We start from the raw sequence: 18,381 nt of genomic DNA on the forward strand, positions 1-18,381 counted from the left end.
CGCTAATCGCCGAGCGCGGGTGTGGCCCTGAGCCAACCGGGCCTGCGCAGGCGGTCTAGGGCAAGGTAGATCACGGGCGTCGTAAAGAGCGTCAGGAATTGGCTCAAAAGCAGGCCGCCTATGATGGTAATGCCAAGCGGGCCGCGTAGCTCGGAGCCGGCGCCGCCCTCGAGAACCAGGGGCACGGCCCCCAAGAGCGCGGCGAGTGTGGTCATAACGATCGGCCGGAAGCGGAGCACCGAGGCCTCGATTATGGCGTCTTCGGGGGAGGCGCCGCGACGCTGCGCCTCGATTGCGAAGTCCACCATCATGATGCCGTTTTTCTTGACGATACCCATGAGCAGAACGATGCCCACGAGGGCGACGATGGTGAACTCGGTGTGGGTGAGAAACAGCGCGGCGAGCGCCCCGATACCGGCCGAGGGCAGAGTCGACAGTATGGTCAGTGGATGGACGGCGCTTTCGTAGAGGATACCCAGCACGATATAGATCACGATGAGGGTCGCTACGATGAGCCAGGGCTCGCGCGCCAGTGCGGTGTGAAAGCGCGCCGCCGCCCCGGAGTAGTGGCCGGCCACGGTGACCGGTTCATGCAGCTGCCGTTCGGCACGCGCGATCGAACGTTCCGCGGACTCGAGTGCGACATGAGGTGCGAGGTTGAAGCCAATGGTCACCGCCGGGATCTGGTTGTCCTGTTCGATGGCAAGGGGTGCACGGCGGCGACTGATACGCGCGACCTCGTCGAGCGGGATTTCGGCATTGCCGGTTCCGGGCAGGTACAGGGATCCGAGCGCCGCCGGACTTTGGCGAAAGTGCCGGGCGACACCCAGCACCACGCGATACTGATCGTTCTGGGTGTAGATAGTGGAGACCTGGCGCTGTCCATAGGCATCGTAGAGGATGTTGGCGACGGTTTGCATGGTGACGCCGAGGGTCGCGGCGCGCGCCCTCATGAACCGTACGTAGGTCTCGGGGGCGACGTTGTCGCCGCTGATCGCCATATCGCGCAGTTTCGGGTCGCGCCGCAGGGCATGCACCAGCGCCCCGGAAAACCGTTCGAGGGCGGCCCTGTCGGTATCGGTGAGGGTGTACTGGTAGTCGGTGGGCGATGGGCGTGAGGAGAGGGTGATGTCCTGGACCGCGCGCATGTTCACGCGCAGCCCCGGGATTGTGTACAGGGTGCGACGTAAGGCCGCCTCCACTATCCGCAGGGCGGGGCGCGCGCCGATGGGCTTTAGGATGACGGTCAGATGGCCACTGTTCGGTGTCGGGTTGGTGAGTCCGGTGCCGATGTAGGACGTGACGCCTGCGACCGCCGGGTTGCGACGGATCTGGGCCACGGCCTTGGCCTGCAGGGTGGCGAAGGCCGCAAGTGAGATGTTTCCGCGGGCACGCGTCGCAATGGCGATTTCGCTCGTGTCCTGCGTGGGCAGCAGACCCTTGGGGATGGCCAGAAAGAGTGCCAGGGTGCCGGCCAGTGTCGCGCCAAAGATCGCCAATACGAGTGTTCGGTGGCGGAGCACGGAAACGAGTGCAGACCGGTAGCGCGCGCGCAGTGCAAGCCAGAGACGGTCGATGGCGCCGGCCAGCGCCGATCGTCGCACCGTGGTCGGTTGCAGGAGTTGCGCGCACATCATGGGGGTCAGGGTGAGGGATATCACGGCCGACATCGTAACCGCAACCGCGAGCGTCATCGAGAATTCGCGAAACAGGCGGCCCAGGAGGCCTGGCATGAACAATAGCGGGATGAAGACGGCAATGAGCGAGATGGTCAGGGATACGATCGTAAAGCCGATCTGACGGGCCCCCTCGAGGGCCGCCGTCAGCGGGCGGCTCCCGGTTTCGAGAAAGCGCACGATATTCTCGATCATGACGATGGCGTCATCGACTACGAACCCGGAGGCCACCGTGAGCGCCATGAGCGAGAGATTGTCGAGGCTGAAGTCGAGGGCGTGCATGACGGCAAAGGTGCCCACCAAAGACAGCGGCAGGGCGACCGCGGGTATCAGGGCGGCACGCCATGTGGGCAAAAATACGAAAATGACCAGCACCACCAGTGCGATGGCGGTAAGGAGGGTCAGTTCAACGTCGGCGACCGAGGCCTTGATGGTCGTCGTCCGATTGGCGACGATGGCAAGTTTGGTGGCAGTCGGCAGGGTCTTGGACAGACCCTTAAGTGTCGCCTTGACACGCGCCACGGTGTGCACGATGTTGGCGCCCGGTTCTCGCTCTATCGACAAAAGCACCGCGGGTGTCCCGTTGAAGGTCGTGGCGACCGCGGGATTCTCGAGGCCGGGCGCGACCGAGCCCACATCGTCTATGGTGACCGGCGCGCCACCGACTGAGGCAATGACGATGTGACGAAAGCCGCGAATCGTGCGCACCTGATCGGTTGCACCCACCGCGAACGCCTGACGGCGCCCTTCGAAGCCCCCTTTGGGGCCGTTTTGATTGGCGGCCGCGATGGCCGTGCGCACGGTCTCGAGCGACAGGCCATAGGCCGCGAGCCGCATCGGATCGACACGGATACGCACCGCCCTTTTCATGCCCCCCTGGACACGCACGCGCCCGACGCCCGAGACCTCGCTCAAGCGTGGCGTGATGAGCGTGTTGGCGATATTGGCGAGCGCATACAGGGGTACGGTGCGTGAGGTGAGCGCGAGTACCAGGATCGGACTGTCCGCGGGGTTGATCTCCGAGTAGACCGGCGGGTAGGGGATATTCGGCGGCAAGGTGGCGGCGGCGGCGTCGATCGCCGCCTGTACGGCCTGGGCGGCAGTGGTGAGCGACTCATGGAGCGTGAATCGCAGGGTGATGGCGCTGGTACCGTAGGAGCTTACGGAACTCATGTCGGCCAACCCGGCGATGTCCCCGAATTGATGCTGGAGGGGCGCTGTGATGAGACGCGACACGGTGTCGGCGTTAGCGCCCGGCAGGCGGGTTGTGACCAGGATCGTGGGAAAGGCCACGGATGGCAGGGACGCGATCGGCAGGGCGCGGTATCCGAGGATGCCGGCAAGCAGTAGCGCGACTGCGAGAAGCGTAGTCGCGATCGGACGCGTGATAAACGGTCGCGAGATGTTCACGCGTGGCTCGTCGTGTGCCGTTTGGGCAGGATGCGAATGCGTGCCCCGGGATGCAGACGGGAACCGCCGAGCACCACGACACGCATGCCCGCACGCAGCCCGGAGCGAATGACCGTCAGGCGTTGATCCGCAAAACCCAGACGTACCGGTATGTCTGTGACCTGCAGCACCGCCTTGTCAGCGGATTTGGTAGGCCTAGTCGCGGGTGGCTTAGGGGTATGGGTGTGCACGGCGTACACGAAGGGGCCTTCGGGACCTTGGCGCACTGCCACCGAGGGAACGACAAGGGCATGGCGCTCGGTGCGGACCTTCAGTCGGACCGTGACAAAGGCCCCGGGCCACAGGGCCAGGGCGGGGTTCTTGAAGCGCGCCTTTAAGGTCAAGGTGCCAGTCGATTGATTGATGACATTGTCGAGGACTGTCAATACGCCGTGTGCCAGTACTGCACGCCGTCCGCCCTGGCGCGCGTATGCGGTCACGTTCAGGGCGTGCGCATGCAGGGCGCGCCTGACCTCGGGCAGATTTTGTTGGGGGAGACTAAATAGCACATAGATCGGCTGAATGGTGGTGATGGTGACGATGCCGCCCGGGGTATTGGGGCTTACGATATTGCCGGCATTGACCGCAAGGATGCCGGTGCGTCCGGTGATCGGCGCGGTGATACGCGTGTAACTGAGGTTGGTGCGTGCGGTGGTCACCAGCGCATCGTCTTGCGCCACGATCGCACGGTCCTCGGCGACCGTGGCTTTTTGCTCTGCGACGATCTCGGCGGAGATGTAGTGATGAGCAATGAGCAGTTGGTAGCGCTTCAGGGTGTCGCGTGCCACCGCCAGCAGCGCCCGGTCCTGGGCGCGCTTGGCGAGCGCCTGAGCAAGCGCCGCCTGATAGGGACGCGGGTCGATGCGCGCCAACAGCGCGCCGCGCTGCACGACGCTTCCTTGGCGGAAATCGACGGCGGTCATGGGACCTGTGATCATCGGTGTCACGGTCACCGTGCGGTAGGCCTGGACCAGCCCGAGGGCGTGCAGGGTGATCGGGATATTGGCGTATTCGGCGCGCGCGACGCGTACCGGAATCGGGGGCGGCGCGGGGTGGTGTTTTTTGGGTTGATCGACGAGGCGCACGATAACGAGGGCACCCAGTGCGATTACCAGCACAAGACTTAGGCGTTTACCGCGGGACATGTCAGTTTCCTACCGGGTGGGCGGGGCGGCGCAGGCGCCAGCCTCCGCCCAGGGCTTGATAGAGGTGGATGGCGGCGTCCAGGCGTGTCAGTTGCGCCTGGGTATAGGCGTTTTCGTCACCGAGCAGCGTCTCCTCGGCAGTGAGTACCGCGCTGACATCGACGATGCCGGCCTGCAGCTGCGCGCGTACCGCTGCCAGGGCACGGTGCGCCTCATGCACGGCCTGCGCCTGGCGTCGTTCCTGGATGGTGGCGTAGTGCAGCGCGGTGAGTGATTGCTCGACATCGGTGAAGGCATGCACCACGGTCTGTTCATAGGTCGCCACGTCTTCGCGGTAGATGGCGCGCGATACCGCGAGATTACCCATCAGACGGCCCCCCTCGAAGAGCGGCTGGCTGATCGATGTGGCGGCATTTAGCAGCAGCGATCCGGGCGAGAGCAGGGTGTCGAGCGCCGCGCTGCTCGTGGCCGCCGATCCGGTCAGCGTAATGGATGGAAAGAAGCTTGCGATCGCCGCCCGGACGTTGGCGTTGGCGGCTATGAGCGTGGCCTCGGCCTGTGCCACGTCGGGACGCCGGCTCAGGAGACGCGAGGGCAGTCCCGGCATGACCGGAGGCACCCGCAGCGCGCCGATGTGTTCGCGGGGTATGGCAAGCTGCTCGGGGGGCTTACCGACCAGGATGCCAAGCCCAAGGGTCTCCTGCCGCAGCTGCGAACGCAGGACGGGGATGTTGGCGCGCTCGGAGGCCACGAGTGCGGCCTGCTGGGCGACCGTGACGGCATCGACCGTACCGGCCGCGAACTCGGCCTGGAGCTGTTTCAATAGGCGGTCGGCGGCACCGAGATTGCGCAGCCCTATAGTGAGCGCCGCGCGATCAGCGAGAATCTGAAACCAGGTAGTGGCGACCGCGGTGACCTCAGTCAAGGCCACTGTGTCGCGATTGAAGCGCGAGGCCGCGGCATCCGCCAGCGCCGCGCGTAGGGCATCGCGATTTTCGCCCCACAGGTCGACGAGATAAGAGGCTTGCACCGAGGCACCATAGAAGGGGCTCGGGTTACGCGTGCCGAGGGATGCGATCCTGGTGTGGGGCGCGCGCTGCCATTGGGCATTGCCGCTTGCGCTCACGCTCGGCAAAAGCGGTGCCCCTGCGATCTCGACCTGCGCATTGGCGGCCTCGAGCTGGGCGGCGGCTATGCGGATATTGAAGTTGTGGTGCTCCGCTGCTTCTATGAAGCGATCGAGCGGTGGGGAATGGAAGCCGCGCCACCAGGTCTTGCTGGGCCACCGTGGTTTGGCATCCTGCGGGGCGCTTGTAAAGCGTGTCGGCATCGCCGACTGCGGCGCATGGAAGCGTGGCCCCACGGCGCAGCCTGAGAGCAGCAGTCCGAGTGTCAGGAACGATATTGGCCACGAGGCCCTGAGCCCGCCATGAATCATGCGGATGGCCATCTTAGTATATTGCGAAGGGCATAACGACGGCCATGTCCCGATGATGGCGTTGCGAGGGCATGGCCCCTTGATCCGAGATGTCTTCACCAGGACGTCACTTTACAGGGTGTGGCGCCTTTTGCTAAGCCCTATTTTCGTGAGGAATCGTTATCCGTTATGCCCTTGGCGCTCGACTGCGCCGGGTAGGCCGGGGGCACGCGCCGCTCTTGCGTGAGCCATCCCGCCTCTTCCAGGAGTTTCGGCATACAGTCCGCGTGACGGGCCGACGCAAGGCCCGCGCGGGCGCCTCGCGGTGACCGATACGGGCGCGCACGCGCAAGTGATGCCGTCAGCCACGGCAAAGGTCTGGATGGGGCGAGGCGGGGGCGGTGGACGGGTCGCTTAGGGGGCAATCCTGGCAGGTGTCACGATAAGCGATTGTCTCCATGACTTCATGGGATGGCCATCATCGGACAGGAAGGGAGAGGCCGAGGGCGATTGTCGGCATCGTAAACGTCTCTCCACGCGGCCACGCCCGGGTATCCTGGGTATCCCGGGGATGTGGATGACCCGGCGGAATAATTTACAGATGGCCCGCGTCCCTTCCCCCGGGGGAGGAATAGCCCTCTCACACGTCCTTTTGAGCAAGCGGAGACAAACTCAGTGAACCTTCCACGCAGAACCTTCTTGAAGCAGGCGTTCTCGGGTTCGGCCCTGGCGGTGGCGGCCGGTGCCGGCCTGCTGCGCCCGGTCGAGGCCCTGGCCCGTACCTGGCCGGTCTGGCCGCAGGCGGTCTTTCATGAAAAGAAGATCCCGGTGCTCTTGCATGAGCTTTTTGGCCACCGGCCGATCGTGCAGGGCGGCCTGCACCTGCATGCGCCGCTCGAGGCCGAAAACGGGGCGGTGGTGCCAATGGTCCTCGAAAGCCATGTGCCACACCCCGAAAAGCTCGTCTTGACAGTCGACAAGAACCCCTTCCCGCTGGTCACGATCGTGCACCTGACCCCCGAGGCCCTGGGCTTTTTCAATGTCCGTATCAAGATGGGCAAGACCTCGATGGTCCATGCCTATGTGGCGACCAAAGACAAGGTCCATACCGTGGCCCGCAAGGTCAAGGTCACAATCGGCGGCTGTGGAGGCTAACGGAGGATTTATGCATATCGCCACCAAGATGAAGACGCGCACCATGCATGGCATCACCGAGGTCCTGGTGCTAGTCAACCATCCCATGGATACCGGCCTTGTGCGCAGCAAGGTCACCCACAAGATCATCCCGGCCCATTTCATCAAAACCCTGACTGTCGCTGTCAACCACAAGCCCGCGGTCATCACCGACATGAGCATCGCCATCTCCAAGGACCCGCTCATCGCCGTGAAGCTCACCCATGCGAAGAAGGGCGATCTCGTCACCGTCGACTGGATCGATAACGAGGGCATGACCGGGCACGCGCAGACCCATGTGAGTTAGGCTGGATCAGGACTGGCGGGCGGCGAGAGTCGGCTGCCCGCTGGCCCGTCCATAGAGAAAGCCTTGGGCCCAATCGATGCCGAGATCCTTGATGATGGCGGCGGTCTCGGCGGTCTCCACACCCTCAGCGAGCGTCGTGATCTTCAGTTCCTCGGCAATGCGCTGGATGCCTTGAATGATTGCGCGGACGGTCGGCTCGTGGATACGGCTTACGAGACTCCCTTCGAGCTTTAGAAACGAGAACGGTAGGTCGGCGAGGTACTGAAACGAGGAATAGCCACGCCCAAAGTCGTCGAGAGCGAGTTTGAGGCCGGCGTTGACGAAGGCCATGAGCAGGTCGCGGACGTTGCGGCTGTCTGCGAAAAGCTCGCGTTCGGTCAGCTCGAGGACCAGTGTCCCGTGGGTGTTTCCGTGGTTCTGGCAGGCATCGCAATATTTGCCGATGAGCCCAAGAAGGTCTTGAACGACCTCGGGGTGGCGCAGTAGGTCGGCGGAGATGTTTACGAAGTGCACGAGCGGCGTTTTATCGCGGAGCGATGCCATGCACCGTTCCAAGGTCGCACGTATGACACTCTGGTCGATCTTGTAGGTGAGCTGGAGGTGCTGGGAAACCTCGATGAACTCCTCGGCGGCGAGAACCCGCCCGTTGGGAAGGAGCATGCGCGCCAACGCCTCTTCCGCCACGACCTGGCCACTATGAAGATCGACAATGGGCTGGTAGGCGGCGACAACGCGCTGTTCGTGAAGGGCCGCCTCGAGGGCGGCGCCCATACCGAGCAGGCGCTTTTGAACGGTGGTGGCGCGCACCGCGCGGTTGCGCCCCGAGTCCTTGGCATGATAGAGCGCCGCCTCGACCGCGTTCAAAAGATCTGCGGGGCCGCCACCGTCTTCGGGAAAGCTGGCCACACCGAAACTCGCCGTGATGTGAATGCGGCTCGTCTTGGATAGGATCACGAGTCGCTCGATGCGCTGGCGCAGACGCTCGACGAGCATGTCGACGTTGTGGGTCTCGTTGATCACGCACAAGAACTCCGGGCCGCCCCAGCGGCCGACGGTAGCGTCCGCTCCGAGGACTTCGCGCAGGACTTCCGCCATCTGGCGTAGCACCCGGTCGGCGAATTCACGCCCGAGGCTGTAATTTATCAGCTTGAACCGGTCGATATCGCACAAGATGACGCCAAAGCGCTTTCCGAGCTCCATGCGCGTCGCCACTGTTTGTTGTAGCGCGGCGCGGCTCGGTACGCTTATAGAATCGCCCGGATTGGACATCGACATGATGCAGTCCTCTTTAACACAAAAAAATCGCCAACGTTTTTACGAGATTCAGTATACGTTAATGCATGAATCGGTGTCTGTCCAAGAGAAAATGCAGCACCATCCTTTGTAAATATCCCCTGGCAGAGCCGGTAGGATTCCGTCGCGCTCCCCGTAGGTCCTGAATAAGACAGAGGGCATCGGATCCCCTGACGTTTTTCGTGTGCGTCTTGCTACGACAGATATGCGCTGCCTTGACCGGGATGGCGCGGTGGCGGTGTCGCCGCGGCGCTTGATGCAGGCCCACCACGACCGCGGGCCGACCGCACTCGTGGGACGCGGCTTGTGGGTGCGAAACGGGATGGCGCGGAGCTGGCACTCCTTAGCTGGGCGTAGGCGGCCGCTGTGTGCCCCGCACGATGCCCGGTCGGCCGGGCGCAGGCCCTCCAGTGGCCACGGATGGGCGCATTATCGCAAACAGCTGCTCATTGCCGGCGGCACGGCGGGTCCTGATCCTGGGGTGCGGGTGAAGAGTCGCGCCTCGCGTATCCTGGGCCCGAACCTCGCGCGACTTGTGGGCGATGGGCAGGCGGTCGGCGGCCATGGCCCGATGTGCGCCGCGACCTTCGTCGATCGCGCCCGGTTTCTGGGGACCGATTGGCAAGCGGCTAGGCATCGATCTCGGGCCCACGCGCGGCTTTACACCGCCCCACGAGGCCTCCGTCGCGCGTGGGCCCCGAAGCGGATGTGGGTGTATCCGCTGCCCGAGAAGGCCCGGCCCACCTGTCATCGCCATGCGCGCATCCCGACCGACCCTGCCAGGAGGTGAAGACCCTGACACGAAGCGATGCGCACGCCGCCGCGCTGGTGGCGTGCCGGGGTTCTTGGAGGGCCGATGTGCCGGGCGGGGCGGCGCCATAGCCAGCGCTCGCGTATCGCCTCATTCTGTGTGCCATGATCAGCACGACCCAGGAACCGGCGGCCGGCGGCCTATGGGCCAAACGTCGGCCGGCCCTGCTGTGCCGCCGATAGCCCCTATGGACCCCCGTCCGAGCCCACGATCCGCCGCCTGCTGCCGGCGGTCGATATCACGGCGCCGGAACGTGGTCTAGGGGGTTGGCGGCGCATGCAGGGCGTAGCCGATGCCGCGGTCACCGGGTGTGCGCGCAAGGTGAGCGCTTGATGGCAAGGTCTGCCGGGTTCGCTGGAGGGCGAGTCTCCGTGGCGACCGGTGGCGGCGCTCGGGCACGCAAGCGGCGTGGTCTGGAGCCCGGTCGGAGTCGCCGGCAAGGCCTCCGTACGGCCGGCGCTAAAGCCCTTCCTGGACCCCTTGCCGCTGATAGCGGGCGGTCACCGCTGATGCCTGACCTACCAGAAAGGGCCGCAGTGCTCCGCCAGTAATCAGGCCGCGGCTCAGAGGGTGGTAGGGCGGCGCGAGACCCCCATCATGAGACCATGCGCCATCACAACGCCCCCTATCGTCTCTGTCCCAACGCTGCCCCAGCGGAGATGGACTCCGCTGTGTGTCATGCCTTGTTTGGGTTGCCAGTCGAGCCGAGGTCTCCCGCTGTAGGTCATCAGTGTTGGGCCATCCATCCCGAGCGCGCCAGATGCGCCACGCCAAGCGCTGCCGGCCGGTCAGTGATTGTGCTCACGGGGACGCCCAGCACCCGTTCCCGGATCGTGCGCCACGCGGCATTGCACGCGCCGCCGCCGGTCGTCACGACGCGCTGTAGCCGCGGGGCGCCGTGCGCGGTCAGGAGCGCGTAGCCGCGCGCCTCGATGGCGGAGAGCCCCTCGAGGAGACCTTGGAGGAATAACCGGTCGTCCGATGGCCGCGGAGCGAGTCTTGGCGCAAGCGTCGGATCGTTCATCGGGAAGCGTTCACCGGGTTTCAGAAGCGGGTAATAATGGAGACCGGTGTCGGAGACCAGCGGGAGTTCGGCGGACAGGCGCAGGAGCGCGGCCCTATCGAAATAATGGGCAAGCACCGCGCCGCCGCTATTCGAGGCCCCGCCCACGAGCCACGTATCGGCAAGGCGGTGGCTGTAGATGCCCGACTCCGGGACTAATACCGGCTGCGGACTCTCGATCTTCAAGACCAGGGTCGATCCGAGCGAACTGACACCAGAGCCCCGGGGCAATGGCCCGAGCGCCAGGAATGCGGCAGTGCTATCGGTGGTTCCGGCGACGATGAGTGGCGCTACGCGCAGGCCAAGACGGCGGGCGAGATCGCGGCGCAGAGGGCCCAGAGGTGTGCCCGCCGGCACTACGCTCGGGAGGTAGGCGCTTGTGGGGGCGCGCGCGAGGCCCTCGGCCCACTGTCCGCTGAAGCCAAGCTTCAAGGCGTTGTGCTCGTCCAAGACGCGGTGGCACCGGGTCAGCATACCGGTGAGCCATGGCCCTTGCGCGGTCAGAACCGCACGCGTCTGCGCGTAATGCCGGATAAGCCACAAAAGCTTGGCGGGTCCCCCGTAGGGGCCGGAGGCGGGCCCTGTCGCGAGGCCTGCCGCCGCAAGGGCCTCGGCCTCGGCGCGCGCCCGGCCATCGTCGTAGGCCAGCACCGGCGTGAGCGGGCGCCCATGGGAGGGATGGCAGAGGAACACGGTCCCGGAGGTGCCATCGACGGCTATGGCGGCGATCTCGGCCGACGGCCGACCACGGCTTATGAGGGTGATGAGTTGCAGGGCATGGTGTAACCAGGCCGCCGGGTTCCAGGATTGGCCGCAGGGCCAGATGCGCGTGACGATGGTGCGCCGTCGCCCGGTTTCGTCAACCGTGGCGACGCGAATCCCTGAGGTGCCGAGGTCGACACCCAGAAATAACCGTTCCCGGGCCATTCTCAAAGGCCGTGTTCGGGCAGTCCGGGTGGTCGTTGGCCATGGTGCGCGATGACGTGGGTGTAGAGGCCGCCACGGACGTTGAATCGGGCCGTAAGCACCATATAGCGGGGTGCCGTGGCCGCCACCAGATCACTCAAGATACGGTTGGTTACAGCCTCGTGGAATGCCCCCTCGTTACGGTACGACCAGACGTAGAGCTTCAGGGATTTGAGCTCGACACACGCGCGATCCGGTACATAGACGAGATCGAGTTCAGCGAAGTCTGGCTGGCCGGTTTTAGGGCAGAGACAGGTAAATTCCGGGATGCGGATATGGATCTGATAGTCGCGTTCCGGATGCGGGTTGGGGAAGGTCTCGAGTTGCTTGGTCGGTTCGGTAGGCATTTCCGTCTCTAGTGTGCTAGCTTTGCAGCCCATTGTAGCCGATCACGACGTCTCATGCGCTTAAAGAAGATCAAGCTCGCGGGCTTCAAATCCTTTGTCGACCCGACCACGGTGCCAGTGGCCGCCAATCTCGTCGGTATCGTGGGTCCCAATGGTTGCGGGAAGTCCAACATCATCGACGCCGTTCGCTGGGTGATGGGGGAAAGCTCGGCCCGCCATCTGCGCGGTGACACGCTTGCCGACGTCATCTTCAGTGGATCGACGAGCCGCAAGCCGGTGAGCCAGGCGTCGGTGGAGCTTGTATTTGATAACAGCGACGGCCGTGCGCCCGGTGAATACGCCCGCTATGCGGAGATCGTTGTGCGCCGCGAGGCATCACGCGACGGGGCATCGGATTATTTCCTGAACAAGACGCGTTGTCGCAGAAAGGACATTACCGATCTGTTTCTCGGGACAGGTCTCGGTCCGCGCGCCTACTCCATCATCGAGCAGGGCATGATCTCGCGGATCGTCGAGGCGCGTCCCGAGGATCTGCGCCTGTTTCTCGAGGAGGCCGCTGGTATCTCGCGCTACAAGGAGCGACGCCGGGAGACCGAGAACCGTCTGCGCCATGTGCGCGAGAACTTGGCGCGACTGGACGACACACGTGGCGAACTCGACACCCAGCTCAATCGCCTCAAGCGTCAGGCGGCGGCGGCGCAAAACTACAAGGTCTGGCGGGAACGCGAGCGTGCCCTGCGTCTGACTTTGGCCGGGGCCCAGTTCCGGCGCCTCACCCACGATATCGAAGCCGCCGATAAGGCCGCCGAAGAGGCGGTGACGGCGGTGGAGGCATCGCGCGCCCGGCAACGCGCCCTGGAGGCGGAGACCGAGGCCTTGCGCGTGGCGCGCGACGAGAGCAACGAGACGGTGCGCGCGGTGCGCGAGCGTGCCTACGCGGTGGCCACCGAGGTCACGCAGCGCGAGCAGGAGATCGCGCATGGGCGCGCCCTGGCCGCCGAACGGCGCGCCGAGCAGCAGAATCTTGTCGCCCAGTGTGAACGCCTGGATCGGGAGCTGGCTGCGGATCAGGAGCGCGAGCAGTCGCTGTCGCAGGAACTGGCGCAGCTTGCCCCCGCCGAGGATCAGGCGAGCACCGAAGAGCGTGCCGCGGCTGAGGCGCAACGCCACGCCGAGGCCATGCTCGATAGCTGGCGGCAGTCGTTCGAGGCGGCAGGCCTTGAGGCCCAAGGGCCGGTGCGGGCGAGTGCCGCGGCGCGTAGCGAGGCGGCGCGCCTGACGACGCGCAGCGAGGACCTAAGGCGTCGCGCCGCACGCCTGGAAAGCGAGGCACAGGGTGTCGGGGCGAGCGGTGGGAGCGGGCTTGCGACCCTTACCGAGGCCTCGAATCTCGCGGATCGTGATTACGAGGACGCGAAGGAGCGGCTGACCGGTCTCGAGGAGCGGCTGGCCATGCAGCGCCAGTCCCTGGAGACGGCCACTCACGAGGTGGCCGAGCAAGCCGGGACCGTCAAGGCCGCAGATGCGCGCCTGGCCTCGTTGCGCAGCATGCAGGCGCAGGCCTTGCGAACAGGCCATGAGGCCGTGAGCCGCTGGGTACGCGAACAGGGCCTTTCGCAGGCGCCGCGGTTGGCCACCCAGCTGGATGTGGATGCCGGTTGGGAGCGGGCCATCGAGCGCTGGCTCGGTGCCAGGATTGCCGCGCTCTGTGTGCCTGCGGGTACGGTCACGCCGGAACGCGTGGCGCCCCTGGAGAAGACCCCGGTAGTGCTGTTCGAGCCCCAGACCGTGGATTCCGAGGACGTGTCGTCGGGGCTTGGCGGCAAGGTGCGCGCGCCATTTTCGGTGGCAGGACTCTTTGGTGGCGTGCGTCCCGTGGCATCGCTCGCGCAGGCTTTGGCCGAACGTCCCGGTCTGTCGGCGCACGAAACGCTGGTGACCCCGGAAGGGGTATGCGTCGGCCGGGATATAATCAGTTTTGCCGGCGAGAACGATGAGCGTGCCGGGGTGTTGGCACGCGAGCGCGAGATTGCCGAGTGGGCGCGACGCGAGCAGGCGAGTCGTGCGGCGTTGGCGCTGGCCGAGCGCGCCCGGGATGGTGCGCGCGCGGAACTCGAGGCCCTCGAGGGACAGCGCGCCGAGGCCCGTCGCGCTCTGGACCGGTGCGCCGATGTCCGTACCAAGGCGCATGGCGCGGTGCAACGCGCGCACGCCGAGGAACAGAGCCGGGCCGCACGCCATAATCGCTTGTTGGCCGAGCTCAACGAGATCAAAAAGGAGCTGGACGCCTGTCTTGTAGAGCGTGAACGGGCAGAGGACGAGGAGCGACGCGCGCGCGAGGTCGCAGCGCAGAGCGAGGCGGCTCTGGCAGCGCTCGCCGCGCAGCGCGAGACCCATCAGGCGGCACTCGAGGCGGCACGCGCCACGCTGCGTGCGGCCGCCGACAAGCGTCACCAATTGGCGATGGCGCAGCAGCAGGCGCGGACTGCGCGGGACGGGCTGCGTGAACGGCTGGCGCGTGCACGTGCCGAGCTGAGTCGCTTGGGAGCGCGCCGGGAGACGGTGGCGCGGCAGATCGAGGAGGCGCTCACCAAGGAACGCGAGCCGCAGGCAGAATTGGCACGGCTGCTCTTGGAGCGCGCAGCGGTGCAGACGGCGCTGGCCGCCGCCGAGCAGGATCTGGATGCCAAGGAACAGGCGTTGCGGCGTGCCGATGGCGTGCGCCATGACGTCGACGCCGCAACGCGCGCCGCCGAGGAGGAGGCGAACAAGAGGCGGCTTCTGGTCCATGAACTGAAGGTGCGCCGTGATGCGCTGGTGGAAGGACTGCGCGCCCAAGGGGTGGAGGAAGACATCGCGCACCTCGCCCAGGATCTGGACGATCATGTCGATACCGAACCGCTGGAGCGCGAACTCGCGGATCTCGGGGAGCGGATTCGACGGCTCGGGGCCGTGAACCTTATGGCCATCGAGGAATTCGAGGAGCAGTCGCGCCGCAAGGAGTTTCTGGACACACAACACGCCGACCTGAGCGAGGCGCTGGCGCTGCTGGATGAGGCGATTCGCAAGATCGATCGTGAGACGCGCAGCCGCTTCAAAGAGACCTTTGAGCGCGTCAATGAGGACTTCAAGGCCTTCTTTCCGAGACTCTTCGGAGGCGGCGACGCGCAGCTCCTTTTGAGCAGCGAAGACCTCCTGGAGACCGGCGTCACGGTCATGGCGCGCCCGCCGGGCAAGCGCAATAGCACGATCCAGTTGTTGTCGGGTGGTGAGAAGGCGCTGGTCGCGGTATCGCTCATCTTCGCGTTGTTTGCATTAAACCCGGCGCCCTTTTGCTTTCTAGATGAGGTCGATGCACCACTCGACGAGGCCAATGTCGGGCGTTTTGCGCAGACCTTGAAGGAACTCGCAAAGAAGAGTCAGCTGCTCTTTATCACCCATAACAAGGTAACGATGGAGGCCGCCGATGTGCTGCTCGGGGTGACCACCGCCGAGGCCGGCGTATCGCGGCTTGTGAGCGTGGACGTCGAAGAGGCGCTCGGCATGGTGGCACGGCAGACCGCGGAGGCGTAAGACATGGGTTTGCGAGGCGCACTCATCATTCTCGGCCTGTTGATCATGGCCATCGTGGCACTGAATGCCTATGATCGTGGGCGTATCAAGCGCGGCCTGATGGCGTTGTTCGAGGGGCGATTCAAGGGGCGGGGCGTAATCGCCGAGGCGCCATCCGAGGATAGCGCGCCGCCATGGAGCGAGCGACGCGTCTTGCGTCCCGAGACCGAAGGGCCCGCGGAGGGGACCAAGACCGCGGCGACCGAGGAAGGTGGCCTGGAAGAGCCGTTCGGAAGCATAGATTTCATCGTTTTTCTGCCGGGCGATACCATGGTCGAGCGCGATGTGGCCCTCGGGATCTATAAGCAAAGCGAGTATCTGATTGACAAACCCCATCGACTTTATGGCCAGCGGGAGGGCACTCAGTCGTGGGGTAACCTATCGAGGGATCCGGCGACCGCCCGTTACGGGTTGCTGGCCTTGGCATTGCAGCTGGCCGACCGGTCGGGGGCGGTGAACGAGTCGGAGCTGAACGCGCTCTCGCAGATCGGATTGAAGCTCGCCGATGCCTTGGATCGCCCGACGCGATTCAATATGACGTTTGAACAGGCCCTGGAACGGGCCGGCGCGCTCGACAAGTTCTGTAGCACATTTGATGTCATAGCGACCATCAATGTGCTTGCGGATTCGGCCCCGGTGTTCCGGGGGCCGGCCATCGAGCGCGCGGCACATGAGGCGCACCTGGAGTTCGGGGCGCGTAACATCTTTCACCGCAAAAACCCGGAGGCGGGTGCGTGCCGCCACCTTTACAGCCTTGCCAACCTCTATCAACCGGGATCCTTCGATCCCTTGCGCCTCGATGTCTTTCAGACACAGGGGCTTACGCTGTTCATGTCGGTCCCGTCGGTGCCTGATCCGCTGGCGGCGTTCACGGATATGGTGGAGGCGGCGCGGGTGCTGGCGCGACGCCTCGGGGGAAAATTGTTTGACGCCGATCGCAAGCCGCTGTCGGATGCCGGCCTCCGGGCGATCCGCACCCAGATTCAGGACATGGCCGACCATATGGTGCAGCACGGCATCACGCCAGGGAGCCTGAATGCCGTGCGCCTGTTCCCGCCATGACGCGAGACGCGGCCGACGCGCGCGCGGCCGAGCTGCGCGCTGCGCTTGACTACCACAATCATCGCTACTATGTGTTGGACGACCCGGAAATCAGCGATGCCGAGTATGACCGGCTGTTCGCCGAGCTCGTGGCACTCGAGCGCGCGCGGCCCGATCTCGCGCGGCCCGATTCACCCACGCAGAGAGTGGGGGCGCGGCCGAGCACGGCGTTTGTCCCGGTGGTCCATGGGCAGGCGATGCTATCGCTGGCGAATGTCTTTTCTGAGCAAGAGCTTGCCGATTTCGATCGACGCGTGCGCGAGCGTCTGGGACATGACGATGTCATTTACGTCGCAGAGCCCAAACTCGATGGTTTGGCGGTAAGCCTGCGCTATGAAGACGGGTTGCTGGTGCGCGCGGCCACGCGCGGCGATGGCACCACCGGAGAAGATGTGACGGCTAATGTGCGTACGATTCGCACTTGCCCTTTGCGCCTGCAGAGCGCCGCGCCGCCGCGTGTCCTGGAGGTTCGGGGCGAGGTCTACATGCCGCGCGACGGATTCCTGCGCCTGAATGAGATGCAGGTGGCGCAGGGCGGAAAGCCGTTCGCCAATCCACGCAATGCGGCCGCGGGGAGCCTGCGCCAGCTCGATCCGACGATCAGTGCGCAACGTCCCTTGCGGTTATTTTGTTATGGTGTCGGCGATTGGTCCGGTGGCGATGCGCCGCGTACCCAGGAGCGGCTTCTCACTTGTCTTGCGGACTTTGGGCTGCCGGTCAATCCCGAGCGGCGCGTGGTGACGGGCTATGAGGGCTGCCTACGATATTACGCGGATCTCGGACGCCGTCGCGGTGAGCTTGCCTACGAGATCGATGGCGTGGTCTATAAGGTCAACGAGGTCGCTGAGCAGCGCCTCCTCGGGGAGCTGTCGCGCACGCCACGCTGGGCGGTAGCCCACAAGTTCCCAGCCGAGGAGGCCGTGACGCAGGTCGTGCGCATCGATGTGCAGGTGGGCCGTACGGGGGCCTTGACGCCGGTTGCAGTCTTGACACCGGTGGCCGTCGGCGGCGTGATGGTGAGCCACGCGACCTTACACAATCCCGATGAGCTGGCTCGCAAGGACGTGCGCATCGGGGACTGGGTGAGCGTGCGCCGCGCCGGTGATGTGATCCCCGAGATTGTCGGCGTGGTGCTTGATAAACGCCCGGACGATGCCAAGCCATTTCGCTTTCCAGACCGTTGTCCGGTGTGCGGGTCCCCGGTGGTGCGCGATCAGGGCGTGGTGGCGCGTTGCGCGGGTGGTCTCGTCTGTCAGGCGCAGAGGCGCCAAACGATCCGTCATTTTGCCTCGCGACGGGCCTTGGATATGGAGGGCGTAGGCGACAAACTGGTCGAACAGTTGGTCGACGGCGGTCTTGTCGAGACGGTCACCGATCTCTTCAAGCTGACGGTTTCGGACCTGGCGGGCCTCGAACGCATGGGCGAGCGGTCCGCAACCAAGGTCACGCAGGCCATCGCCGCGAGCCGTGTGACGACCTTTCCTCGCTTTTTGTACGCGCTCGGAATTCCGGAGGTGGGTGAGGCCACCGCACGCGCCCTGGCGCAGCACTTCGCGAGTCTCGAGGCCCTCATGGCGGCCGACGAGCATGAACTCACGGCGGTGCCCGATGTCGGGCCGGTAGTCGCGCATGCCATCGCCGTGTTCTTCTCCGAGCCCCATAATCGCGCCGTGATCGCCGGTCTGCAGGCCGCGGGGGTTCGCTGGCCGGCACTGGAGAGGCCGGCCCGTGGACCGCTATCCGGCAAGACCGTGGTGCTCACAGGGACCCTGGAGGGCATGACGCGCGAACAGGCGCGCGCGGCCCTCGAAGGTCTTGGGGCGAAGGTCGTCTCAAGTGTCTCGCCGCGCACGGATTTCGTGGTGGCCGGGCGCGATCCGGGCAGCAAGGTGAAACGAGCCAGGGAGTACGGCGTACCGGTCATAGATGAGCAAGGACTGCGCGCATGGCTCGGTAAAGGCCCGGTTACGGACGACGCGTCATAGCATGGCGGAGGGGCTAAAGCCGCGCGTCCCAACCGA

The 18,381-nt window shown here is 65.1% G+C and carries 11 protein-coding genes; 5 read left to right on the forward strand and 6 right to left on the reverse strand.

Features of this window, described 5'->3' with window-relative positions; all coding sequences use genetic code 11:
* Positions 1-2: 2 nt before the first annotated feature.
* From C4900_RS08830 to C4900_RS08840, 3 genes are read right to left on the reverse strand one after another with little or no spacing between them, the layout of a single operon-like run.
* Positions 3-3,086 carry an efflux RND transporter permease subunit gene (locus C4900_RS08830; protein ID WP_114282966.1) on the reverse strand — a complete coding sequence of 1,028 codons (3,084 nt, stop codon included), beginning with the start codon at positions 3,084-3,086 and terminating at the stop codon, positions 3-5.
* A complete protein-coding gene (locus tag C4900_RS08835) occupies positions 3,083-4,270 on the reverse strand; it encodes an efflux RND transporter periplasmic adaptor subunit (RefSeq protein WP_065971421.1) in 1,188 nt (395 codons plus the stop codon). Before C4900_RS08835 ends, C4900_RS08830 begins: the two co-directional genes overlap by 4 nt.
* A gap of 1 nt (position 4,271) precedes the next feature.
* Positions 4,272-5,720, reverse strand: a complete 1,449-nt coding sequence (locus C4900_RS08840; RefSeq protein WP_114282967.1) for an efflux transporter outer membrane subunit — start codon at positions 5,718-5,720, stop codon at positions 4,272-4,274.
* A gap of 642 nt (positions 5,721-6,362) precedes the next feature.
* Here C4900_RS08840 and C4900_RS08845 point away from each other — a divergent pair.
* Both C4900_RS08845 and soxZ read left to right on the forward strand, forming a co-directional pair.
* A complete protein-coding gene (locus C4900_RS08845; RefSeq protein WP_114282331.1) occupies positions 6,363-6,842 on the forward strand; it encodes a thiosulfate oxidation carrier protein SoxY in 480 nt (159 codons plus the stop codon).
* Positions 6,843-6,852: 10 nt separating this feature from the next.
* On the forward strand, positions 6,853-7,167 hold the full coding sequence (gene soxZ / locus C4900_RS08850; RefSeq protein ID WP_168185633.1) for a thiosulfate oxidation carrier complex protein SoxZ: 315 nt from the start codon (positions 6,853-6,855) through the stop codon (positions 7,165-7,167).
* Positions 7,168-7,173: 6 nt separating this feature from the next.
* Here the strand turns inward: soxZ and C4900_RS08855 are convergent, their stop codons facing one another.
* The 3 genes from C4900_RS08855 to queF all read right to left on the reverse strand — a co-directional run bounded on the left by C4900_RS08855 (position 7,174) and on the right by queF (position 11,647).
* Positions 7,174-8,442, reverse strand: coding sequence for a bifunctional diguanylate cyclase/phosphodiesterase (locus tag C4900_RS08855; RefSeq protein ID WP_065969392.1), 1,269 nt, complete (start codon positions 8,440-8,442; stop codon positions 7,174-7,176).
* A gap of 1,556 nt (positions 8,443-9,998) precedes the next feature.
* Positions 9,999-11,261 carry an FGGY-family carbohydrate kinase gene (locus C4900_RS08865; protein ID WP_114282968.1) on the reverse strand — a complete coding sequence of 421 codons (1,263 nt, stop codon included), beginning with the start codon at positions 11,259-11,261 and terminating at the stop codon, positions 9,999-10,001.
* Positions 11,262-11,263: 2 nt separating this feature from the next.
* Positions 11,264-11,647, reverse strand: a complete 384-nt coding sequence (gene queF / locus C4900_RS08870; RefSeq protein WP_065969389.1) for a preQ(1) synthase — start codon at positions 11,645-11,647, stop codon at positions 11,264-11,266.
* Between the two features lie 54 nt (positions 11,648-11,701).
* On the opposite strand from queF, the gene smc reads away from it, so the two are divergent.
* From smc to ligA, 3 genes are read left to right on the forward strand one after another with little or no spacing between them, the layout of a single operon-like run.
* Positions 11,702-15,220 carry a chromosome segregation protein SMC gene (gene smc / locus C4900_RS08875; RefSeq protein WP_065969387.1) on the forward strand — a complete coding sequence of 1,173 codons (3,519 nt, stop codon included), beginning with the start codon at positions 11,702-11,704 and terminating at the stop codon, positions 15,218-15,220.
* 3 nt (positions 15,221-15,223) lie between these two features.
* Positions 15,224-16,321, forward strand: coding sequence for a cell division protein ZipA (locus tag C4900_RS08880; RefSeq protein WP_065969386.1), 1,098 nt, complete (start codon positions 15,224-15,226; stop codon positions 16,319-16,321).
* Positions 16,318-18,345 (forward strand): NAD-dependent DNA ligase LigA, encoded by a 2,028-nt coding sequence (gene ligA / locus C4900_RS08885; protein ID WP_065969385.1) that lies wholly within the window; start codon positions 16,318-16,320, stop codon positions 18,343-18,345. Before C4900_RS08880 ends, ligA begins: the two co-directional genes overlap by 4 nt.
* Positions 18,346-18,381: the final 36 nt, after the last annotated feature.

Source organism: Acidiferrobacter thiooxydans, from assembly GCF_003333315.1.
In the GTDB taxonomy this organism is placed as follows: domain Bacteria; phylum Pseudomonadota; class Gammaproteobacteria; order Acidiferrobacterales; family Acidiferrobacteraceae; genus Acidiferrobacter; species Acidiferrobacter thiooxydans.